The following is an 18,938-nucleotide window of genomic DNA, read 5'->3' on the forward strand; positions in this document are numbered from 1 at the left end:
TCGAACGGCGGTTCTCCTGCCCGCGCGTCACCCGGTCTTGACGGGCGCGTTGTCCGGATAACGGAACGGCAGCAATATCTCGAACGTCGTGCCGCTTCCCAGCTGGCTGTAAACTTGAATCTTGCCTTGGTGGTTGTCCACGATCTTGTAGCTGACCATCAGACCGAGCCCCGTGCCTTTATCCTTGGTCGTGTAGAACGGCTGCCCCATCTTGGCGAGCTGGCTGTCCTCGATGCCCGGCCCCTCGTCCATGATGCGGATGCGCACCGAATTGTCGAAGCGCTTCATATGGACGCGGATCGCGCCGCCGTCGGTCATCGCTTCGATCGCGTTTTTGATGACGTTGATGAAAACCTGTTTGATCTGACTCTCGACGCCGTAGATCCAGAGCGGATCCGGGCCGAAGTCGCTCTCGATCTGGATGCTGTGCAGAATCGCCTGCGTCTCGAGCAGCGTGACGGTCTCGCGCATGACGTGCCGGATGTCGTGGTAGGACAGCTCGTACACCTGAGGCTTGGACAGCATGAGCATCTCGCTGACGATATTTTCGATGCGGGTGAGCTCCGACTTCATGATATCGAAATACGTGCCGTTGTTTTTTCTCCCCGAAGAGAGCAGTTGGAGAAAGCCCTTGAGCGAGGTCAGCGGATTGCGGATCTCATGGGCGATGCCGGCGGCCAGCTGGCCCGCTACGTACAGCTTCTCCGAGTTGATCAGCAGCTCCTCGTTCTTTTTGCGCTCGGAAATGTCGCGGATGATGATCTGCAGGGCGGGCTCGTTCTCGATCGAGGTCATCAGCTCCACGATCTCCGTATTGAGCGTCCGTCCCTTGAGCGTGATCCATTCCTGCTCGAGCGGGCCGCTGTTGCCCGTCATCGCGAGATTTTGCATGCGCTCCCGCACCCTCTCGTGATCCTCGGGCAGCAGATAAGCGAAGATGGAGGATCCCAGCAGCTCTTCCGGCTCGGTCGCATCGAACATGCGCAATCCCGCTTCGTTCACGAACACCCATTTGTCCTTTTTGAACATGGCGATCGTGTCCAGCGAGTTCTCGACGAGCAGCTTGTACCGTTCATCCATATGATTCATGCGCTTGTCGATATACCAAGTGAACAGCGTTGAAGTTAAAATAAGAAGCATGCCGATGCCGATAATGACCGACAGCCGGTAAATGTCCTCCTGCATCCGGTCGGCGGACGCATACGCGGCCCCGTCCCGATATTGCAGCAGCAGCGCTTGCTTGGAAATCTGGCTCTCGATAAATACGGCTATGCCGAGCGTCAGACTCGCGAGCCACTTGCTCCGCTCTCCGGGCCACTCCGAGAGGCGAAGGGCCGCGTAGATTCCGCTGAACAGCAGGAGGATGCCGAGCACGACGTAGACCGTCGCCGTCCGGATTTCCGACACGTCCTCTCCCAGCTCGCCGAAATAGCTCATAAAGGTGACGCTGAAGGCCAGGATGAAGCTGCCGGCGGCGAGCCGGTACCGGATCGTGTTTTGGAAGGCAAGCATGACAAAAGCCATCGCACTGAAAAAAATCGTGAACAGCAGCGAAACGACAGCCGCCCACGTGAACACGATCGTCTGGTCCCATGCCAGCGTAGTGAGAAATTGCTTGACCCACATTCCGATGCCGAATACAAAAGCCCCGCCCGATAGCCAGAATACGCGGAAGTGATTGTCTTTGCGTTGGAGATTGCCTGTGAAGTTGAACATGGTGTAGGATGCGATTATGCTGATAATCAGCGCCAACAGCAGAAGACCGATCTTCCAGGACGTCTCGGAATCGTACATCATGTGATCCCCCGCAGTCGAAGATGTGATGGAGTTGTGAATGCCTAGGTGATACAGTTCGACAAGTTTTAAGAAAATCCTACTTTTTCCAACTTAAAAAAATGGAGGTTTTGCATGAAATGTTAAGAAAAATGGCAGGAGAATTTAAGACATTCGCCATGCGTGGCAATGTTATCGATCTGGCGGTCGGCGTCATCATCGGCGGCGCGTTCGGACAGATCGTCACCTCGCTCGTCAACGATATCGTCATGCCGCCGATCGGGCGGCTGCTGGGGGGCGTGGATTTTAAGGATTTGTACTGGCGGATCGGGGATTACAAGGAAGGCACTGTTGTGTCCTCGATCAAGTCGCTGGAGGATGCTCGTGCCGCAGGTGCACCAGTCATCGCTTACGGGCAATTTATCAACATCATCATCAACTTCCTCATCATCGCTTTCTGCGTATTCATGCTGGTGAAGGTCATCAACAAGCTGACGGAGGGCCGCAAAAAGGACGAGCCGCTCGCCGAGCCGAGCTCGAAGGAATGCCCGTACTGCCTGTCCGTCGTGCCGATCAAGGCGGTGCGCTGCGCGCATTGCACCTCGGAGCTTGAGGCTACGGCACGCGCATGAGCGGCGAGGAACAAGCGAGCGGCGGGGGGCGCATAAACGCGGAGGAGCGGTTCGACATTTACGATGAGCTGGACCGCCCGATCGGCACGGCGACGCGCGCGGAGGCGCACGCGCACGGGCTGTGGCACCATACGTTCCACTGCTGGCTCGCGCGCCGCGGCGAGGACGGCCGGACTCGCGTGCTGTTCCAGCGCCGCAGCCAGGACAAGGATACGAATCCCGACCGCTTCGACATCACGGCGGCCGGCCATCTGTCCGCGGGGGAGACGGTGCGCGACGCGGTTCGGGAGCTTGAGGAGGAGCTGGGGCTGCGCGTCTCGCTCGAGGAACTGACGCCGCTTGGGACTTTTCGCGAGGAGGACGAAGGCTTCGCGCAAGGCGTGAGGTACATCGACCGCGAGGTCAGCGAGGTGTACGCCTACGTGACGGACCGCGGTCCGGAGACGTTCCGGCTGCAGCGGGAGGAGCTGGCCGGCCTGTACGAGGCGGACGCGGAGGGGCTGCTCGCGCTGATGCGCGGCGAAGCGGAGATGGTTACGGCGGACGGCGCGGCATTGGACGCGGACGGCGTGCTTGTGCCGGTGTCCGATGTCCCGGTGAGACTCTCCGACTTCGTAAAGCGGGACACGGCTTATTACATTCGCGTGATTGAAGCCTTGATGCGACTGGTGTAGCGGGGAAAGCGGGACGAGGACGCCGTTATTAGTGAAGCTGGCCGTTCCAGCAGCCGTCAGGTGGCCATGCCGACTCAGATAGTCCCAATCAGGACTACTTCTAGCCATCAGGTGGCGATGCCGGCTCAGATCGTCCCAACCAGGCCTACTCCAAGCATCGGGCAGCAGTACCAGCTCAACGAAGTCCCAACTAGGACTATTTAAGTGACGCTACCCGCCAATAAAAGCGCAGCCCCGACTCGTTCCGGGGCTGCGCTTTTTCATTATGCGAACAATCTTTTGATTTCCTGCCAGTTCAGCTTGCCCGCGCTCAGCTTGCCTTCCCACCATTTCCCGTCGGGCAAGCTGTAATATAGCACTTCGCTACATCCATCCCCGTCCGTATCCCATACGCGCAGGAAACGGGCATCAGGCTGCTTACCAAGCACGCCGCCCTCGCCGACGAGCCGCCAGCTCTGGCGGAAATCTCGCTTCGAAATAAACAAAGACGCCCCCGACGCCCTTCCACCATCCGACGCCAATTCACCCGCAGCGCCGGCGCTACCAGCCGCCTTATCGACCGGCACATGGCCGAGCCACCAGCGTCCACTTTCCGGCACATACCGGAGCGCTTCCTCCATCTCGCCGGAGCCGTCCCTGGCGCTCTCTTCCGCCGCGAAGCGGCCTCCCCATTCCAGCATGCCTTGATTGACGCGGCCCGCCGATTCCCAGTTGCGGTACCAGCCGTCGATCATGCCGTGAATATTGTAAAACACCGTATTGCGCGGGGCGACGTCGAAGTCGTTGATATCGGGCTCTCCATACACATCCGCCGCCGTCTCGTGGATACAGCCGTGAAGACCCGAACCTTCGATGAACAATCCCAGCTCGTCTGCCGTCCGAAACGACTGCGGCTGCATAACGATCCTCGCCTCCGCGGACCGGTCGTAGCACGGCGCCCGCCGGATCTCTTCGGGCACGCGCTGCCAGGGCGCAACCTGAGACGTATCGTACCTTTGCCGGCCGTACCAGTCCAGCGCCCTGCGGATGAAGCCGCGATGGAATCGAAGAAACTCTGCGCCGTATCCCGGACGCAGCTGCGACGGATCGTCCACGTGATGCGTATGGTGCCAATTCATATGTTCTTCCAGCAGATCCTCCGGAAAATTCGCGATCGTCGGCATGGCCGCCTCGCCTCCCCCTACCCTTGCGCCTGCCTGCAGCCGAAACGGCCCCGGGCATTCGCCTTATTTGCAGTCATTGTATGCGAGGCAATGGGCTCAAGGTGAATACGGGAGGCGGAACGAATCATGCCTCACTCGATAATCTCGATTTTCCGCAAGCGATAGATTTGGTAGAGATGCGTCACGATCACCTTCAGCACCGCATAGCCCGGCACCGCGAGAAACATGCCCAGCAGTCCGAACAGACTTCCCACAATGAGCAAGACGATGATGATCGTAAGCGGATGGATGTCAAGCTTCTTGCCCATGATCTGCGGCGACAGCAGCCGGTCTTCGATCTGCTGCGCGATGAGGATAACGACAATCGTCCAGACGACCTTCCACGGCGAATCGATGAACGCAACGATGATGCTGGGCACCGAGCCGATCAGCACGCCGACGTACGGGATGACATTGAGAAACGTGAACACGATGGCGAGCAGCAGCGCGTATTTGAGCCCGATGATCAGGTAACCGGTCAGCATCATAATGCCGAGACCGATGCTCACGAGAATTTTGCCCTGTATGTAGGCGCTGAGCGCCTTATCCATCTCCAGCATGATCGACTTCGCCTGCTCGTCATGCCTATCGGGAACGATTTTCACGACGTAGTCAGGCACCTTGTAGCCCGTCTTCAGCATGTAATAAGCGATGAACGGAACCGTCGAGAGCAGCAGCACGAACTGCGAGATCCAGCCCATGATCTTGTTGAACGCGTTCCCCGTGTTGGAAATGACGCCGTTTACCAGGTCCGGGATCCGGGAGGTCAGGTCGAACTTCGGATCGTTGAGGTATTTGGTCGCCCACTCGTTTTGCTGGAGCTTGTTAACCTGATCCTGCGCCAACTGGACAAGCTGCGGCACGCTGTCGATGAGACTGTCGATCTGATCGCGAATGATCGGGCCGACCAGCATGATAAAAAACGTGAACAATGCCGCCAGCGCCAAATACACGATCGCGATCGCCATCGGCTTGGTGAGTCCCCTTTTTTCCAGCAAACCGACGACCGGCCGCAGCAAATAATACATGATTGCGGACAGCAGCATCGGCAGCAGCAGCACCTCGAGCACCGTGACAAGCGGGTTAAAAATAAATCTGACCTTGGAAGCCAAAAAGACGATTACCAGCACGACAATGATGCCGTAGCCGATCCTGAAGTACTTGCCTTGAGGCATGCAGCCCACCGACCTTCGGAAAGTTATAATTAAGATATAACCTTCGTCGGCCGGCGGGAAACTCCTTCTTATTCAGTCGGCATGCCCGCCGCTTTGCGAACCTCGTTGGCCAGGCGGTTGAACTCCGTCTTGTCCGCCTTCGTCGTCGCCGCGAACCATGCAGCGGACAGGAACTTGATGATTTTTTCCGCATCTTCAGGCTTCATCGCGATCTCCTCCTCTTCGGGCTCGGGCTTCGTGCCCGGATTCGTGTCCCACCAGCCCTCGTTGCCGTAGGATTCGTTCAGGTCCAGCGCGATGCCGGATACGGTCGTGTCGATCTTGTATTGGTAAATGTTCGCTTTATCGCTTCGTTTGCCCCGGCTCCACGCGTAGGTCTGCCAGAAATGGGCGCACGCGCCGCGCTTCGCCATCTCCTCGACGACCGCATAAGAGCCGTAGACGCCCGTCTCGTAGCCCGTCACCTGCTTGGCCGCCGCCTTCAGATACGCCTCGATGGCGTCAAAGTCCTTGGACTGCGCATCGTAATCCACGGCGAAGTAAATCACGGTGCCCTTCGGCTGCCCGACGGCAAGCGCCTCCGCGTAAGCGGCGGCCCCGTCGTTGCGCCCCGCGTCCGCCCCGCTCGCCGCGCGGTTCGCCGTCGTCTCGTACACCGAGACGATCCGCATGCCCGCAGCCGTGATCAGCTTCGCCTCGTCCGCGGTCATCCGCTTCCAAGCGTACGACGACGGCACCAAGTAACGCGCGGCAAACGCATACCCGGCGGCCGCAAGCGTCTTGGCCTGCGCGGCCGTGACGGGCGTCGCTTTGTCGATGCCTTTGGCCATGGGGGTGGCTCCTTTCTTGTAATTCTTAAAAGAATATGAGGGGAAACAGTGGGGTCGTACTGGTTGTATTTTATTCGAGGACGAGCGGCAGGGGCACGGCCCTTGTCCGTTAAATAAACATCCGACATGAAAGACTAGATTTAGAAATGAGAATGTAACAAAAGTGACCATTTATGCCTCATCCCGGTTGTTAGACTGCCTAGTAACGGCCTCCACTTCTAACCTTTTATTTCCGGGCGGCATTAGTGCTTTATTGTGCATTTGACCTGCAGCCAGCGCCACAAGCAGCGCATTGGCCCCCGAAATAATGTAAAGCCGCCAATCCATCACCGATGTGCCCCGAGAGATTTGTACAAGAATAAGAATCATCCAGCCGACCAGAACAGCATATAAATCGGTTGAAAAGTTTATAATCCATCGATCAATAAACGTTTTGGTATATAAAACAACCAAATACGTAAAGAGAGAAGCCCCTGCCAAAGTACCAAGTGAATCCCAAGTGAATAGCGTGTCCGTATTCATTTGCCAACCGTCCTTAATACCAGGGTAATTACACTAACCAACAACGCTCCCGATGTAAGTGACGTCCCTAGCACCCACCTACGGTCATGCTCACGCTTAAGTTCTTGTTTTTTAAACAGCTCATCAAAATCGGAAATTTCTTTTGTAACACGGTCTTCAATAGCCACAATCTTGGTTTCAATGTCCCATCCCATTCTCTCAATATTTTCACTGAAGTCGTCCAATCGCCGATGTGCTGATTTGGATCGCTGGTCGGCTTCCCTTGCGGTGTCATCGGACTTGTCAAGTCGCTCATTTAATCGGTCAATACTGCATGATAGCTTTGAGAGTGCATCGACGGTATGTTCCTGAATGACCTTTAGTCTCTCTACAACAACAGATAGATTGTTGATCAATTCCGTCCCCCCTCTTCTCCTCTCTCAACTCTAATATTTTTAACCTTTTATTTTTACTTAGAATTTTTCATAACCCAAAGCAAGTGCATATTCATTTGCCGTATATGCCCACATTCCGATAACGGGATTGTAGTCTGCAATAGACTTTGAAATTGTAGCAGCGGGGAAAGCCTTATATTCGTACACGGGAAGCGAACCACTTGCGCTAAACTTTGCAAACCCATATGGAGCCTGGAAGGGGTAGGGTGGCATCGTCCCCGTCCCATCTTGCGCATTTACAACAAAAACATTGTTGCCTACATATTTTATCAGTCCAATGCCAGATGTATCGGGTAGCATACTATTGTTATAAGCCATGTTCCAAACCGAGATTAAACTTGCACCTGACGCGTTGTAGCACATACGTCCATAGAGCAATCGTGTTCCATCGCTGTTAATATCAGCTATTGTCGGCGAAGATAGCGAACCTTCTGTCGATCCGATAGCTGAGACGGCCCCCCCGAAACTTCCCTTATACCACATATTTGTGTAAGTCCCTGTGTTCACTCCAATATAAGCAATGTTATTATCGTCAAATAGTACTGTGTAGACATTAGCTCCATTCAACGGAGTCCATGTGCCTAGCAGCTGTAAATTGGTATTCAATCGTATAACCGTCAAAGGATAGCCCTGCCATACATATATGGAGCCGCCTCGAATGATCAATTTCCCACTCATGCCAAGGTTGTAACTTGTCGGAGCACCTCCAATATTATTGACATCGTAACGAAATATCGTTGAGCCAGAAAGCAGAAACAAATAATTACTATAAGTTATTAAATTACTAACGCCGCCGCTTAAAGAAACCGTCTGAACAAAGTTTCCTGTCTTATCGTATTTATAGAAATCGGTGTAGCCGCTCTTGGACATGTATGTGTTACCATTATTATCGATAGCTATCGAAGAAGGCTCGGCCCCAAATTCTATCCGTTTTACGCGCCATAAGGGCGTATCAAATCCAAGATTGGCAGTAGTAGGCACATATGTCCCCGCTACTCCCATTATTGATACATTCTTTCGAATGTTTGCAGCTTGGAAATTACTGTCTGTGATTGTTACATAGTCGCTTGTACCATTTCTGTATCCAAGCGAAGGAAGTAACCTAAGTGTTTGGCCACTTACAGAATAAGAGAGCATCGGTGTGTCTCCCGATCTGTTAGGCATTGTCCCCGTAGTACCTGCAATTGTTGTTCCCGCAAGCACTTTAGAGGCGTCAACCGAGACAGCTGCCACTGACCCTCCGCTTGTATACCCCGCCGGAACAGTTTGGGAAGAAGCACTTGGTGTGAAAGATAAGGCGCCATTATTCGGCATGGTACCCGATACAATTCCCGACTCCGTCCCAACAGAATATCCCAATAATACCTGCGCTGCTGCAGCAGTTCCATACTCCCCCCCTTCACCCTGTAATATAAAAGCCGTTCCGTTATAGCGCAGCGTATACACGCCGTTAAGGACTAACTTACCGGACGTCAGCGCCAGTCCCTTCGACGAGAGGACGTCCTTAGCACCCAAGCCGTTAACGTTAATCGTTGTTGCTCCCGTGTTTGCTACGTTCATTTGTACGGCCAGAGCAAGGCCCGCAGTTAGCGCTGCAGGAGCCGGCGAGATCGTAACCGCGTAGACGTTCGCCGATCCAGTCGCCACAGCAAAAGGAATATGCGAATTGTTAGCGGCGTGAGCATTGTTGGCAGCGGTCGCGAACGCGGTTGTCGCAATCTGCGTCGTGTTAGTCCCAGCCGTGGCAGTCGGCGCGGCAGGAGTACCAGTAAACGTCGGAGATGCAAGCGAAGCTTTCTCCGTGTTAAGCGCGGCAAGCGACTTCACCGGCGCTGTTCGCCAGTTCGCACCGCCTGTGATTGCTGTAATCATATTGGCAAGCCAACCAAGCAAGGTTGTCAATGATCCAGTATCCCCGGTCGGCGCGGTCGCGTCGCTAATAGTCCGGTTCCCGATGACAGCGTCCGTTGCCGTCCCGGCGCCGCCGGCTCCCGATGCCATACCATCAAGCTTCGTCTTATCCGCCGCCGTCATAAATCCGGCTACGGACGATGTTGCCGCCGCATGGGCCGCCCCTCCAGTGCCGATATGCGCTGTAAGGTTACTTTGAACCGCATTCGCCTTGGTGGTCGCATCCGTTGCGGCCGCAGAGATCGCAGCGGACTGGGCACTGTTGGCCTTGGTGGTCGCATCCGTCGCCGCCGCTGCAATCGCTGCTGCCTGCGCCGAGTTCGCCTTTGTCGTCGCATCGCTCGCCGCTGTCGCGATCGCCGCGTCCACCGTATCCTTCCGCGCGATATCCGCCGCCGCGGAAGGCGCCGCAACCTGCGCGCGGCCGGCGCTGTCGCGCGCCATCATCGTCGACGCGGTCGGCGCCGATACCGCACCGTGCGCCAAACCCGCGTCCACGTGCGACTTCGTCGCTTCCAGCGTGATCGCAGGGCCGGTCAGTGCGCTGGACTTGCCGGTAATCCCTTTTACCAAGGTAAAGAGACTGGACAACACCCCGGTCAGCGTCCCGGACATCGCCGGCGTAACGCTGTCGGTCGCCGTGCGGCTGCCGATCACCGTGTCGTCCGCCGCGCCTGCGCCGCTCATCTGGGCGAACGTCAACGCCGTCGTCCCCAACGTCACCGCGCCCGCATTGCTGAGCACAAAGCTTTTGCCCCCGTTAACCGTGCCTTCCCGCACGTAGCCCCACAGCCCCGCCGCCAGCTTGGCGGACGAATCCGCGTCCGCAGCCCGCGCCCAGGCGCCGGAAGCCGCAACGTAAATGCCGTTCTGGCTGCCCGTCGTCTGATTTTTCACCAGCACCCGGTCGCCCGCGGCCAGCGATACGCCGTCCACTGTCTGCAAGCCGGACAGCGTCGTGTTGCTCGCCGTCGCTGCGCGAACGCTGCCGATCGCGCCTTTTAGCGCCATCGCCGCGTCGATCTTGTCCCAGTTGTCGTTCAGCATCGTCTGGATATTGAATGTATCCGCGCCGTCCGTCGCCGGATTCTTCTTGAGCAAGTTCAGAATGCTCGTAAAAATTGCCATGCGCTATGCCGCTCCCTTCCCTCATGCATCCAGAAACGGCGCGAAGTCCGTCAGCGGATGGCTCTGCATTTGATTGATCGTCAGCCCGTTAACCTCGTTAACGGTCAAGTATCTAAATGAATAGGACACGGCCAGGTGCGCAGGCACGATCGCGTTCAAGGCATCCTTGATATCGTCCAGATTGGGCGGCAGCCCGACCGTATCGACGAACCGGATCGTTACCGTATAGAGCGACGGCTGCTGCGTAACCTCGATCGCGCCATTGTCGAACGATTCCGCCACGCTGCGCATCAATGCGACCGTAACCGTACCGGTGCCGCGCAGCTTGGACTTGACCAGACTGCGCCGCTGATCCAGGGGCTTGGAAGGATCCGTCGCGATGCCAAGGTCGCTCTCCCAGCGATCCAGGCCCCAAGTCGCCGTGTCTACGAAAAATTGCGCAAGCGTCTCGTCCAACGCCCGCTGGAGCAGGTCGAACTCCGTCCCTTCCGATTCCATCAGCGAGCACATGACGCGCGAGGAAGCGTAGTAGCCAGGCAAATAACCGAGCATCCCCTGTCCCCGCACGCTCGTCAACGTTACCGCCTCAGACACTGGCGTTCACCGCCCCCGGCACCGCGACCTGACCGATCCCGACCGTCACGTTCGACGTGCCTCCGTTCATCGTCAGATTCGACAAGTCTTCGATCGCCGGAACGTCGAGCAAGAGACTGTTCACTTTGGAATAACGAACGACCGCATCGGCAAAAGCCAACGACTTCAGGTAATCGGTCATGATCGCCTGAATGCCCGAGACGGCCTGCGCCAGTGTCCAGCCGGCGCGAAGCGTCAATTTCACGCTGATCACGATGGGCAGCTCGGTCGGCGCAGCCACGACGACGTTCGCGCCGATCGGCGCTTTGCCCGCACCCGTGCCCGCCGCACCCGGCGCGATCGCCTCCTGCACTGCAGCCACGATTGCCGCAGAGGCCGCACGCTTGTCCTGGTTCAGCACATACACTTTCACCGTACCCGGACCATTCCACAACGGCTGAACCTGTGCGCCGCCGACGCCGTCCGTTCCGAGCGCCCATTGCAAATAGTCCGCCCGATTGCCGCTCGTGCCGGGATTGCGAACTTTAAGCAGGTAGCGCTCCAGCAGCGACGCATCGCTCTCGGTCTCAGCGCCGCCGCCGATCGCCGCGGCATTCGCGATACCCGTCACGCCCGGCACCTGCTCCACCAGCACCGCGATCGCTCCGGCTGCGACGTTGCCCAACACGCCCGCCTCGACGGCCCTTACGCTCGCTTCCACCAGCCCAAGGCCGCCGATCGTAACCGCCTCAACAGTCTCGAATTCCACCGACGGCGTCGAAGTAACGGCATCCGCCGCCGTGGCCACGCGGGTTCCCGCAGGTACGACGACGCCGTTCGCTCCCGCGAACGTCACCTTTCCCGTCGCCCGCTCCGCGGGGCGCCGCTCCACGCCATGCTCGCCGCACCTGAGATCCAGGTAGGCGCCAAATGCCGTCGTCGCAAATCCGCGCCGCAGCACCTCCTGCGCCCAGCCCGCCGACAAGAACAGCTCGTATGCCGCAGGCGCAAGCGCGTCCCATATATAAGAGCCTTCGGCCTTGTCTACGTCCGCCCGAATCCGGCCCAGCATGCGCGCCAGAATGCTCTCTTCCTTTTGCTCCGTCAAATAATCCGGCAATGCCGTCATCACAAGCTCACCACGCTTCCTTCAATCGTTCCCGCCTCATCGCGAACGCTGGTCACCGAACAGGCGAACCTGCAAGCGTCCGCCTCCCACGAAAATGAAAATGTCCCGACGCGCGCCGTCCGCGGGTCGGCCAGCAGCGTTTCCGAGGCGATGCGCGCAATCTCGCTCTCGACCGCCGCACGGGAGAGGCCAAGCCCGATCAACGACTCGAACTCCTGCCCGTATAACCGCGAATAGACGAGATGGCGATATCGCTCGGTCGCGAGCGCTTTGCGGCACCATTCGAGCCACGCGTCCGTATCCTGCGCCACCGCGATCCTCCCCGTTGGCGTCTGCACGAATTCACCCGTTTCAAAATCAAACTTCCAGCTTCGACCGAACGATGCGCCCGAAGCCTCCGTCTCGTCCGGCAGCACTTCCGCACCGATCGTCGCCGTCGGAAATAAATCAGCCACCCGCGCTCACCACCTTGCATACGACGACAGCCTGACTGCCGCCGGCAACCGGCACCGCGAGCACGCGATCTCCAGGGGCAAGCAGCAAGCCCTCAGCCTGCAAATAATCCGGTATTTCGTATTTAAAAGAATCCAGCTTCAAGCCGGCCCCCGTCATCGTCCCAAGCTCCGCGGGCACGCCTGCGACTTGCTTGGCCGCCACCCGGTTCATGCGGCTCTCCAGCGCGGCGGCCAGCTGCTTGTAAGGATCAGCCACAATAATCCCTCCTCACTTTGGCATCGCGAGCCAGCTCCAGCTGCATATGTCCGGGGTCGCCAAGCTGGTGCCGGACGGACGTCACGAACAGCCGCTGCCCGTCCAGCTCGACCAGATCCCCCGCTCGGATCAGGTTAATATCGAGCGCCGTCACCGACATCGTTTCCTGCAAGCCCAGCAGCAGCGGCTCCGCCGCCTTGCGCGCTTGGGCGGGCGTCTCGATCGCGCAGTCCTGCAGCACCTTTTGCAGCGTGCCATACTTCTCGATCTCGCCTTTGACGATCGCCAGCACCGGAGAAAGCTTCGTCTCGCTCCCCTCGCTGCCGAGCACCTTCACCTGCGTAACGGCTCCCTCGAGCGTCCGTTTCTGACTGACCGACTCCAGCGACTCCAACTGCCAAACCTTCTCATTGCCGCCAAGCTTAACGAGCGTCAGTCCGTTCGGCGTCATGCGCGGACGATACAGATCGCCGCCCTTGCTTGCCGTCTCCTGCAAATCTCCCAGAATCATGCTGAAAATCGACTGGCTTCGCTTCACGCTGCGTTTCAACTTGATCTTCGTATCCGGCAGCGATGCGAGCGGAATGTTCCAGCCTGCCGCATAGGACGCGAGCCGCTCCGCCGCTGTCTGACCGCCCGGCATCAGCCGCTCGTCCTCGGACTTGGACAGATACAGCGTCCGGTCGTACGCCGTGACGTTCAGGTGCTTGCCGCTGCCTGCCGACCGCTCGCTCTCGCATTCCCAGACGATCGCCGGATGAAGCAGATAGGCCATTCCCGTTGAACCGTACGGTACGCCGGAAATGCGAATCTCCTGACCCGGCGCGATCGCCGGCAGGTCCGGACGGACCGTCAGGCGAATGTTCGCGCGGTAAGCGATCTCCTCCAACGAATCTTCCAGCGCGATCTCTTCCGCCAGGTCGCCCAAATAATACTTGCCATCCAAAACCACCTCATAGCTCATGGCATCACCAGCTTCTGTCCCGGAAGGATCAGGTTCGGGTCGCTGCCGATCAGCGCTTTGTTTTTCGCGTAAACCTCGTTCCATCTCGCACTGCTGCCAAGTTCCCGTTTGGCAATGGCATAAAGCGTATCTCCTTGGCGCACCACGTACGTTTTCGGGACCGGCTTCATGTCCGTGCGGACCGTGGCGCCGGACGCTGCCTTGGTCCTGACCTTCGGCTCCCTCCAGGTTCGAATCGCGATATCGAAATAGATGTCGCCGGGCTCGCCGCCCCGCAAGCTTGTCGAGTGGGAAGAGATGTAGCCGAGTATGTTAACGCCGGCTTCCGTAATCATGAAGTGAACCGGCTGCTTGCTGACCATGTAGCTCGTGAGCAGATTCATCGAGCCGATCGGATCCTTGTCCGCCGGGAAGAAGGAGGAGAACGAAATCTCCTTCAGCTTCTCCTCCTGCGCCATATCCACCTCGCCGAGCAAGAGAATATTTACGGTTTCGAGCTGCTTTTCGCGCCGAATCGATACCTCTTCCGGATTGACGGGGAAATGGAAAATATTTTTGGCGGACGCGTCTTTTAAAATGAATTCCACGCTTCTCCTCCTTCCGCCGCGCGGTACTCTATATTAAGGCCGGTTCTCCAGCGTCTGCCGGATCGAGGCCGTAAGTCGGGTGCTAACCTGCGCCGTGATGGCAGTGTAGTCGATCTCGGTCTCCTTGACCGTCAGTTGGACGGCGCCTGCAGGGATGTTGATGTTAATGGTTGGCGCGGGTTGAGGGGCTCCCTGTCCGCGAGCCATACCCGGACTTGTCGGATTAAGAGGTACGGCAGGCGTCGGGAGCGCCTGTATTTGGGAAATGGAGCGCGTCATGATCTGTTGAACAGAACGCGGTACGGGAATGCCCAAGGAGAGCCGGGAAACCGCAGCGCCACCAAGCAAGCCGCCCGCCAGGACGGATGTTAATCCCAGCCCTCGCGTTGCAGTTGAAGACGATGCGGGCTCATTTGAAGGCGACAACTCGCCGGTAGCCGAGGTGTCGGGTTTCTTCTTTTTCTTGCCCAGCCAACCAAACGCTTTATTAGCGTATGAGCCCAGTTTTTCGCCGACGGCACTGCCGCCCAGACCGCCGATCGCGCCGCCGAGCAATCCGCCGATCGCGGTGCCGATTCCGGGAATGACCGACCCGATGGCGGCGCCCATCGCGGCGCCTCCCGCAGCGCCTGCCCAGCCGCCGGCCGCACTGCCGATCGCCTTTGCGCGCTCGTCTCCGCTATTGGCCGTGACGATGCCGGCTACGTCGGAGATCGCGCCGAGCGGACGCAATAGCTTGCCGCCGATTTTTCCGACCTTCAGCAGGCGTTTGAACGTCTTGCCAGAAGCAGGCGAAGAGACGATGTCAGCGGCCCTGTCTGCCAAGCCTCCGCCGCTGCCCAATTTGCCGAAGAGCGCTTTGCCGGCTCCCCAGGCGCTGCCGGCCGCGCTCTTGACAGCGCCTGCAGCACGGCTGACGGCAGACTTCCCCTTGTCCAGCGCCTGTCCTGCCAACGCCTTCCCACCAATCCACAGCCGCCCTGCATTGCTTTTCCCTGCGTCCCATGCGCTGCTTGCCGCGTTTTTAACGGCGCCTGCGGCCCGGTTGACAGCACCTTTGCCCTTATCAAATGCTTGGCCCGCCAGTGCCTTTCCGCCGTTCCACAGTCGGCCTGCCGTGTTTTTGCCTGCGTCCCAGGCGCTGCCCGCTGCGCTTTTAACAGCGCCCGCTGCTCTTCCGGCGACAGCTTTGCCCTTTTCAATCACCTGGCCCACAGCCGCTCTGCCCTTGCCTAATACTTGACCTGCAATCGTCCTGCCTTTTTCCAAAGCTTTGCCTGCCACGGATTTTCCGGCCGACCAAGCTTTCCCTGCGAGCGTTTTACCTCCGCCAAGGAGGGTCTTGACGATCAGCCCTTTGCCCACTGTACGGATGAGCCCGCCGAGCACTCTGCCCAGTCCGCCGACAGCCCGCCCAAGCATTCCGCCGGCCCTCGCGCCTCTGCCTCCGCCTCGCGAGCCGCGTCCGCCACGGCCTCCGCGACCGCCACGTCCACCACGTCCGCCACGCCCGCCATAGGACGTTCCCTGGCATTTGCATCGGCACACACAATTAACCTTGACGGTAATTTTGTCTTTGCCTTTTTCATCTTCCTTCTCTTCCGGTAGCAATACTTTAAGCCAACCCATACCGGGTATGCCGGAAAGCGTCTTGATGCCCTTGTCGATCATGCCGACGGCCCATTCCTTGAGGCGATCCTTGTATACGTCAACAATTTCTTTGCCAAGGTCCTTCACGTAGTCAAGTATGCGTTCCCATAAGGATTTGTCCTTGCCTTTATCCGGAGGTCCTTGTCCGCCGCCAGCGCCGGTACCGGTTCCTGCCGCGGCCTCGGCCAATGCCGAAACGCGTACATTCACGTTCACCCTCGTGTTGACCACTGTTTTGACGACCGTTTTGACCACCGTTTTAACGACGGTCCTGACAACCGTTTTGACGGACACCTTCATCGCGGCCTTCATTTTTTCAGTAAAGCTGGCCTGCATGCGGATTCGCCAGTCCTTTTTCGTCAACGATTCGAGATGCATGCGAATCTTCCTGATCGGCTCGCACAAACAATCGCTCAGCCGAATCGGAATCACGACCCGCATCCGAGACAGCCGGTCCACCCGCCGTTGGATGCTCTCCATGTACCGGTCGACCGCACGCAGCTGCGTCACCGTTTCCTTCAACCCGTCGGCATCGATAATGTAATCGTATGGCACAGCGTTTTCCGCCATATATCGCTTAACCTCCCTTCCCGCCGTTCTGGCCGCGCTCGGCTTCGAGCTCGAGCTCCATGCTCGCCATCAAAAAGAGCTGCTCCCCCCGGGGAAGCAGCCAGAACTGTCCGGGGCGCAGATGGTGCCGGACCCAGATGGCATGGAGCATGCCGGCCAGCGCCCCGGAAGCGATCAGTTTTTTACGTCTTCAAGCTCCGTGTTGAAGCCGGAGAGGTCGAGCACGACGTCGCCGAGCGCCGACAACTCGCCGGCGAGCAGGATGCGCTTCACGACTTCTTCGGCGCTGCTTGCGCTGAACTTGGCGAGCAGCTTGCCGTCGCCCCAGGAGGGCGATAGGGTGGCCGCCGCGATCAGCGACACGTTGAACAGTTCTTCGTCGAGCCGCTCGACGGTCTGTCCGCGCCGCTCTTTGCGTTCCGTGCAGCGCTCGCGGATGCTGAATACTTGCTTGCCCGTCAGCCCCCGGATTTTCACCGGAATGCCGAGCCGCTGCAGGAGGACCGTACGCTCGGGCAGCGCGTCGGCATCGAGCAGCCGCTGCAGCACTTGTTCTTCCGTCATTTGACCGATATCGATCGTCATGCCTGCGCCCCCTTTAGTCCGCCTTGATCGGATCGAGCAGCTGGTAGCCCTCGAACGTGAATGCCGTCTCCTCCGCCACTTCCTCGCCAGCCGTCCAGTTGGCCAGCTGCAGCTTGTCCGCGACGCAGTTGGTAAGCAGGATTCGCTCGAAGCCGTACGCCTCCGGATCGGACAGCTTGTTGATGATCTGGAACTTGGCAAAGCCGCGAGAGATCATGTCGCTCGTCACCTTGTAGCCGCTCATCGTGCCGGTGCCTTTCTTGGCGCCGAGCTTGTGCTGCGTCCATTCCGAGCCGGCAAGCTTGAGCTCCCGCTTCTCCACCTCGACCGAAGCCTCCAGGTGGTTGATATTCGTCTGCCAGTTGCCGTCGATGAATACTTGTCCGTAAGTGCCGAGAATCGCTCTGGTCGGATCCATCATGTTCTGTCGTCCCCCTCGTTATTGCACGATAAACGTGCCGAAAATTTGTTCGACCACATCGGTCAAGCGCGCTTCCCACTTCAAGAACACCTGATCAGCCGCCGCAGGAACGGACGTATCGACCGCGACGTCGTATCCGGTCGCTTCGATAACGCCGGCCGACGCCAGCGCGGCCAAATACTGCTTGCAGGCGCCGATCAGCGCAAGGCGGCCTTCTTCGGTGTTGTTCACCTTGCCGATGTATTGATCCTCGGCCGTGCGCTGGAGATCGGCGTTCACGCTGTCGAGCACGCGGATCGTCCGGATCTTCTTCCAGGCCGCATTCTGGCCGGAAGCCAAGCTCACGCGGCTGTTGACGCCGCGCAGCGCCTTGACCATGCGGCCGTCGTGGACGTGGAGAAAAACCCCGCCGCGCACGGCTTGCTCCTGCTCGGAGCGGGTCCAGCGACGCACGACATCCTGGAACGGCGAGGACGCGTACGTCGTCGATCCGTTCAGCGGCTGGCCTGCGATTAGACCGGCGACATACGCCGCCACCTGCGCGGAGCTGTATTCGACATCGGCAAGCACGGCGCCCGTGCCTACGTTCACGATGCCTTCGTGATTGAAGGAAGCGCTTCGCTGTGCGGCTTTGCTGACGGCATCCGCCGCCTTGTCGTCTGCGAGCGAGCCGCCGAGGACGGCGATCGCGCCATGTCCCTCGCCGCGGATTCGCGCCACCCATGCAACGAGACTTGCGTGCAGTTGCGGATCGGATACGCCGTCCAGCGCGACCGCGTTAAACGTCTGCGTCTCGAAGGCGGACAGCGCGTTCACGTAGTCTGCGTTCGCGATGCCCGAGATGCCCGACGCGCCGCCCGTCAGCGCGACGCCGGCGACCGGCGCCAGCGAGCCGTTGCCGTTTGCGATCTTGGAGGCCGTCAGCCATACGTTGGCCGCATCCTGGTTGACGGCGTCGACGGCAGCCTGCACCGTGCCGTCGGCGAAGGTGAAGGTACGCAGGAGCGTATTGCCCTCGAACAGCTTGATGTCCTTCAAGGCGGCATCCGCCGGATTGACCTGCACCGTCACCTTGAAGTTGTTGCCCCGCGCGCCGGTCTGCTTCGCCTCGAGCTTCAGCACGTCAGCCGGCGTGCCCGCCCCGTCCTTCAGCGTCTTGGACGCCTTCGCGTCCATGCCGTCCGTCAGCCGGTAGGCGAGCACCTTGCTTGCGCCGCCGAGCAGCGCGAAGCGAAGCGACGTGTATGCCGTAGCGCCGCCTGTCTCGTCGCTCCCGTAAAGTTTCGCGATGTCGGCCTCGCCCGTCACCTCCGCGAATTGCTTGACCGGTCCCCAGTGGGCCTTGATCGGCATGACGACCACGCCTCGTTCTCCCGCTTGCACCGCGGCCGCAGCCGCCGAACGAAATGCCATATAGAAGCCGGGCAATACCGGCAGATCCGTCTGATTCCAAGTGCCTCCAGCCAT

20 protein-coding genes are annotated in these 18,938 nt (G+C 58.8%); 2 read left to right on the forward strand and 18 right to left on the reverse strand.

From position 1 onward, the window contains the following. Window positions 1-27: 27 nt before the first annotated feature. The gene (locus KB449_RS26360; protein ID WP_282911212.1) at window positions 28-1,794 is read right to left on the reverse strand and encodes an ATP-binding protein; all 1,767 of its coding nucleotides are present in this window, start codon (window positions 1,792-1,794) and stop codon (window positions 28-30) included. A 119-nt stretch (window positions 1,795-1,913) separates the two neighbouring features. Here KB449_RS26360 and mscL point away from each other — a divergent pair, with 119 nt between their 5' ends. Both mscL and KB449_RS26370 read left to right on the forward strand, forming a co-directional pair. After that, window positions 1,914-2,405 (forward strand): large conductance mechanosensitive channel protein MscL, encoded by a 492-nt coding sequence (gene mscL, locus KB449_RS26365; RefSeq protein WP_434082523.1) that lies wholly within the window; start codon window positions 1,914-1,916, stop codon window positions 2,403-2,405. Next, window positions 2,402-3,079 carry an NUDIX hydrolase gene (locus KB449_RS26370; RefSeq protein ID WP_282911213.1) on the forward strand — a complete coding sequence of 226 codons (678 nt, stop codon included), beginning with the start codon at window positions 2,402-2,404 and terminating at the stop codon, window positions 3,077-3,079. Before mscL ends, KB449_RS26370 begins: the two co-directional genes overlap by 4 nt. A gap of 263 nt (window positions 3,080-3,342) precedes the next feature. On the opposite strand, the gene KB449_RS26375 is transcribed toward KB449_RS26370, so the two are convergent. From KB449_RS26375 to KB449_RS26455, 17 genes are all read right to left on the reverse strand, one after another. Next, window positions 3,343-4,242 (reverse strand): hypothetical protein, encoded by a 900-nt coding sequence (locus KB449_RS26375; protein ID WP_282911214.1) that lies wholly within the window; start codon window positions 4,240-4,242, stop codon window positions 3,343-3,345. 131 nt (window positions 4,243-4,373) lie between these two features. Further along, entirely contained in the window at window positions 4,374-5,456 is a 1,083-nt protein-coding gene (locus KB449_RS26380) for an AI-2E family transporter (protein ID WP_282911215.1), read from the reverse strand. Window positions 5,457-5,524: 68 nt separating this feature from the next. Next, window positions 5,525-6,286 carry a DUF1906 domain-containing protein gene (locus tag KB449_RS26385; RefSeq protein ID WP_282911216.1) on the reverse strand — a complete coding sequence of 254 codons (762 nt, stop codon included), beginning with the start codon at window positions 6,284-6,286 and terminating at the stop codon, window positions 5,525-5,527. 171 nt (window positions 6,287-6,457) lie between these two features. Beyond that, window positions 6,458-6,808, reverse strand: coding sequence for a hypothetical protein (locus KB449_RS26390; RefSeq protein WP_282911217.1), 351 nt, complete (start codon window positions 6,806-6,808; stop codon window positions 6,458-6,460). Then, window positions 6,805-7,203, reverse strand: coding sequence for a hypothetical protein (locus KB449_RS26395; RefSeq protein WP_282911218.1), 399 nt, complete (start codon window positions 7,201-7,203; stop codon window positions 6,805-6,807). Before KB449_RS26395 ends, KB449_RS26390 begins: the two co-directional genes overlap by 4 nt. Window positions 7,204-7,260: 57 nt before the next feature. Next, the gene (locus KB449_RS26400; protein WP_282911219.1) at window positions 7,261-10,281 is read right to left on the reverse strand and encodes a phage tail protein; all 3,021 of its coding nucleotides are present in this window, start codon (window positions 10,279-10,281) and stop codon (window positions 7,261-7,263) included. Window positions 10,282-10,302: 21 nt separating this feature from the next. Next, window positions 10,303-10,875 carry a YmfQ family protein gene (locus KB449_RS26405; protein ID WP_282911220.1) on the reverse strand — a complete coding sequence of 191 codons (573 nt, stop codon included), beginning with the start codon at window positions 10,873-10,875 and terminating at the stop codon, window positions 10,303-10,305. Next, window positions 10,868-11,983, reverse strand: coding sequence for a baseplate J/gp47 family protein (locus tag KB449_RS26410; RefSeq protein ID WP_282911221.1), 1,116 nt, complete (start codon window positions 11,981-11,983; stop codon window positions 10,868-10,870). The genes KB449_RS26405 and KB449_RS26410 overlap by 8 nt, the downstream gene beginning before the upstream one ends. Next, complete coding sequence (locus tag KB449_RS26415) at window positions 11,983-12,438, reverse strand: DUF2634 domain-containing protein (protein WP_282911223.1); 456 nt, start codon at window positions 12,436-12,438, stop codon at window positions 11,983-11,985. The genes KB449_RS26410 and KB449_RS26415 overlap by 1 nt, the downstream gene beginning before the upstream one ends. Further along, window positions 12,431-12,694 (reverse strand): hypothetical protein, encoded by a 264-nt coding sequence (locus KB449_RS26420; protein WP_434082524.1) that lies wholly within the window; start codon window positions 12,692-12,694, stop codon window positions 12,431-12,433. Before KB449_RS26420 ends, KB449_RS26415 begins: the two co-directional genes overlap by 8 nt. After that, entirely contained in the window at window positions 12,687-13,658 is a 972-nt protein-coding gene (locus KB449_RS26425) for an XkdQ/YqbQ family protein (protein ID WP_282911224.1), read from the reverse strand. The genes KB449_RS26420 and KB449_RS26425 overlap by 8 nt, the downstream gene beginning before the upstream one ends. Beyond that, on the reverse strand, window positions 13,655-14,245 hold the full coding sequence (locus KB449_RS26430; protein ID WP_282911225.1) for a LysM peptidoglycan-binding domain-containing protein: 591 nt from the start codon (window positions 14,243-14,245) through the stop codon (window positions 13,655-13,657). Before KB449_RS26430 ends, KB449_RS26425 begins: the two co-directional genes overlap by 4 nt. A gap of 33 nt (window positions 14,246-14,278) precedes the next feature. After that, on the reverse strand, window positions 14,279-16,465 hold the full coding sequence (locus KB449_RS26435) for a TrbL/VirB6 family protein (protein WP_282911226.1): 2,187 nt from the start codon (window positions 16,463-16,465) through the stop codon (window positions 14,279-14,281). 7 nt (window positions 16,466-16,472) lie between these two features. Then, complete coding sequence (locus tag KB449_RS26440; RefSeq protein WP_217596574.1) at window positions 16,473-16,616, reverse strand: hypothetical protein; 144 nt, start codon at window positions 16,614-16,616, stop codon at window positions 16,473-16,475. 23 nt (window positions 16,617-16,639) lie between these two features. Beyond that, complete coding sequence (locus KB449_RS26445; protein ID WP_282911227.1) at window positions 16,640-17,050, reverse strand: phage tail assembly chaperone; 411 nt, start codon at window positions 17,048-17,050, stop codon at window positions 16,640-16,642. 13 nt (window positions 17,051-17,063) lie between these two features. Continuing rightward, window positions 17,064-17,471: a phage tail tube protein gene (locus KB449_RS26450; protein WP_282911228.1), complete on the reverse strand. Its 408-nt coding sequence runs from the start codon at window positions 17,469-17,471 to the stop codon at window positions 17,064-17,066. A gap of 18 nt (window positions 17,472-17,489) precedes the next feature. Then, on the reverse strand, window positions 17,490-18,938 hold the full coding sequence (locus KB449_RS26455) for a phage tail sheath family protein (protein WP_282911229.1): 1,449 nt from the start codon (window positions 18,936-18,938) through the stop codon (window positions 17,490-17,492).

This window comes from Cohnella hashimotonis, assembly GCF_030014955.1.
Taxonomy (GTDB): domain Bacteria; phylum Bacillota; class Bacilli; order Paenibacillales; family Paenibacillaceae; genus Cohnella; species Cohnella hashimotonis.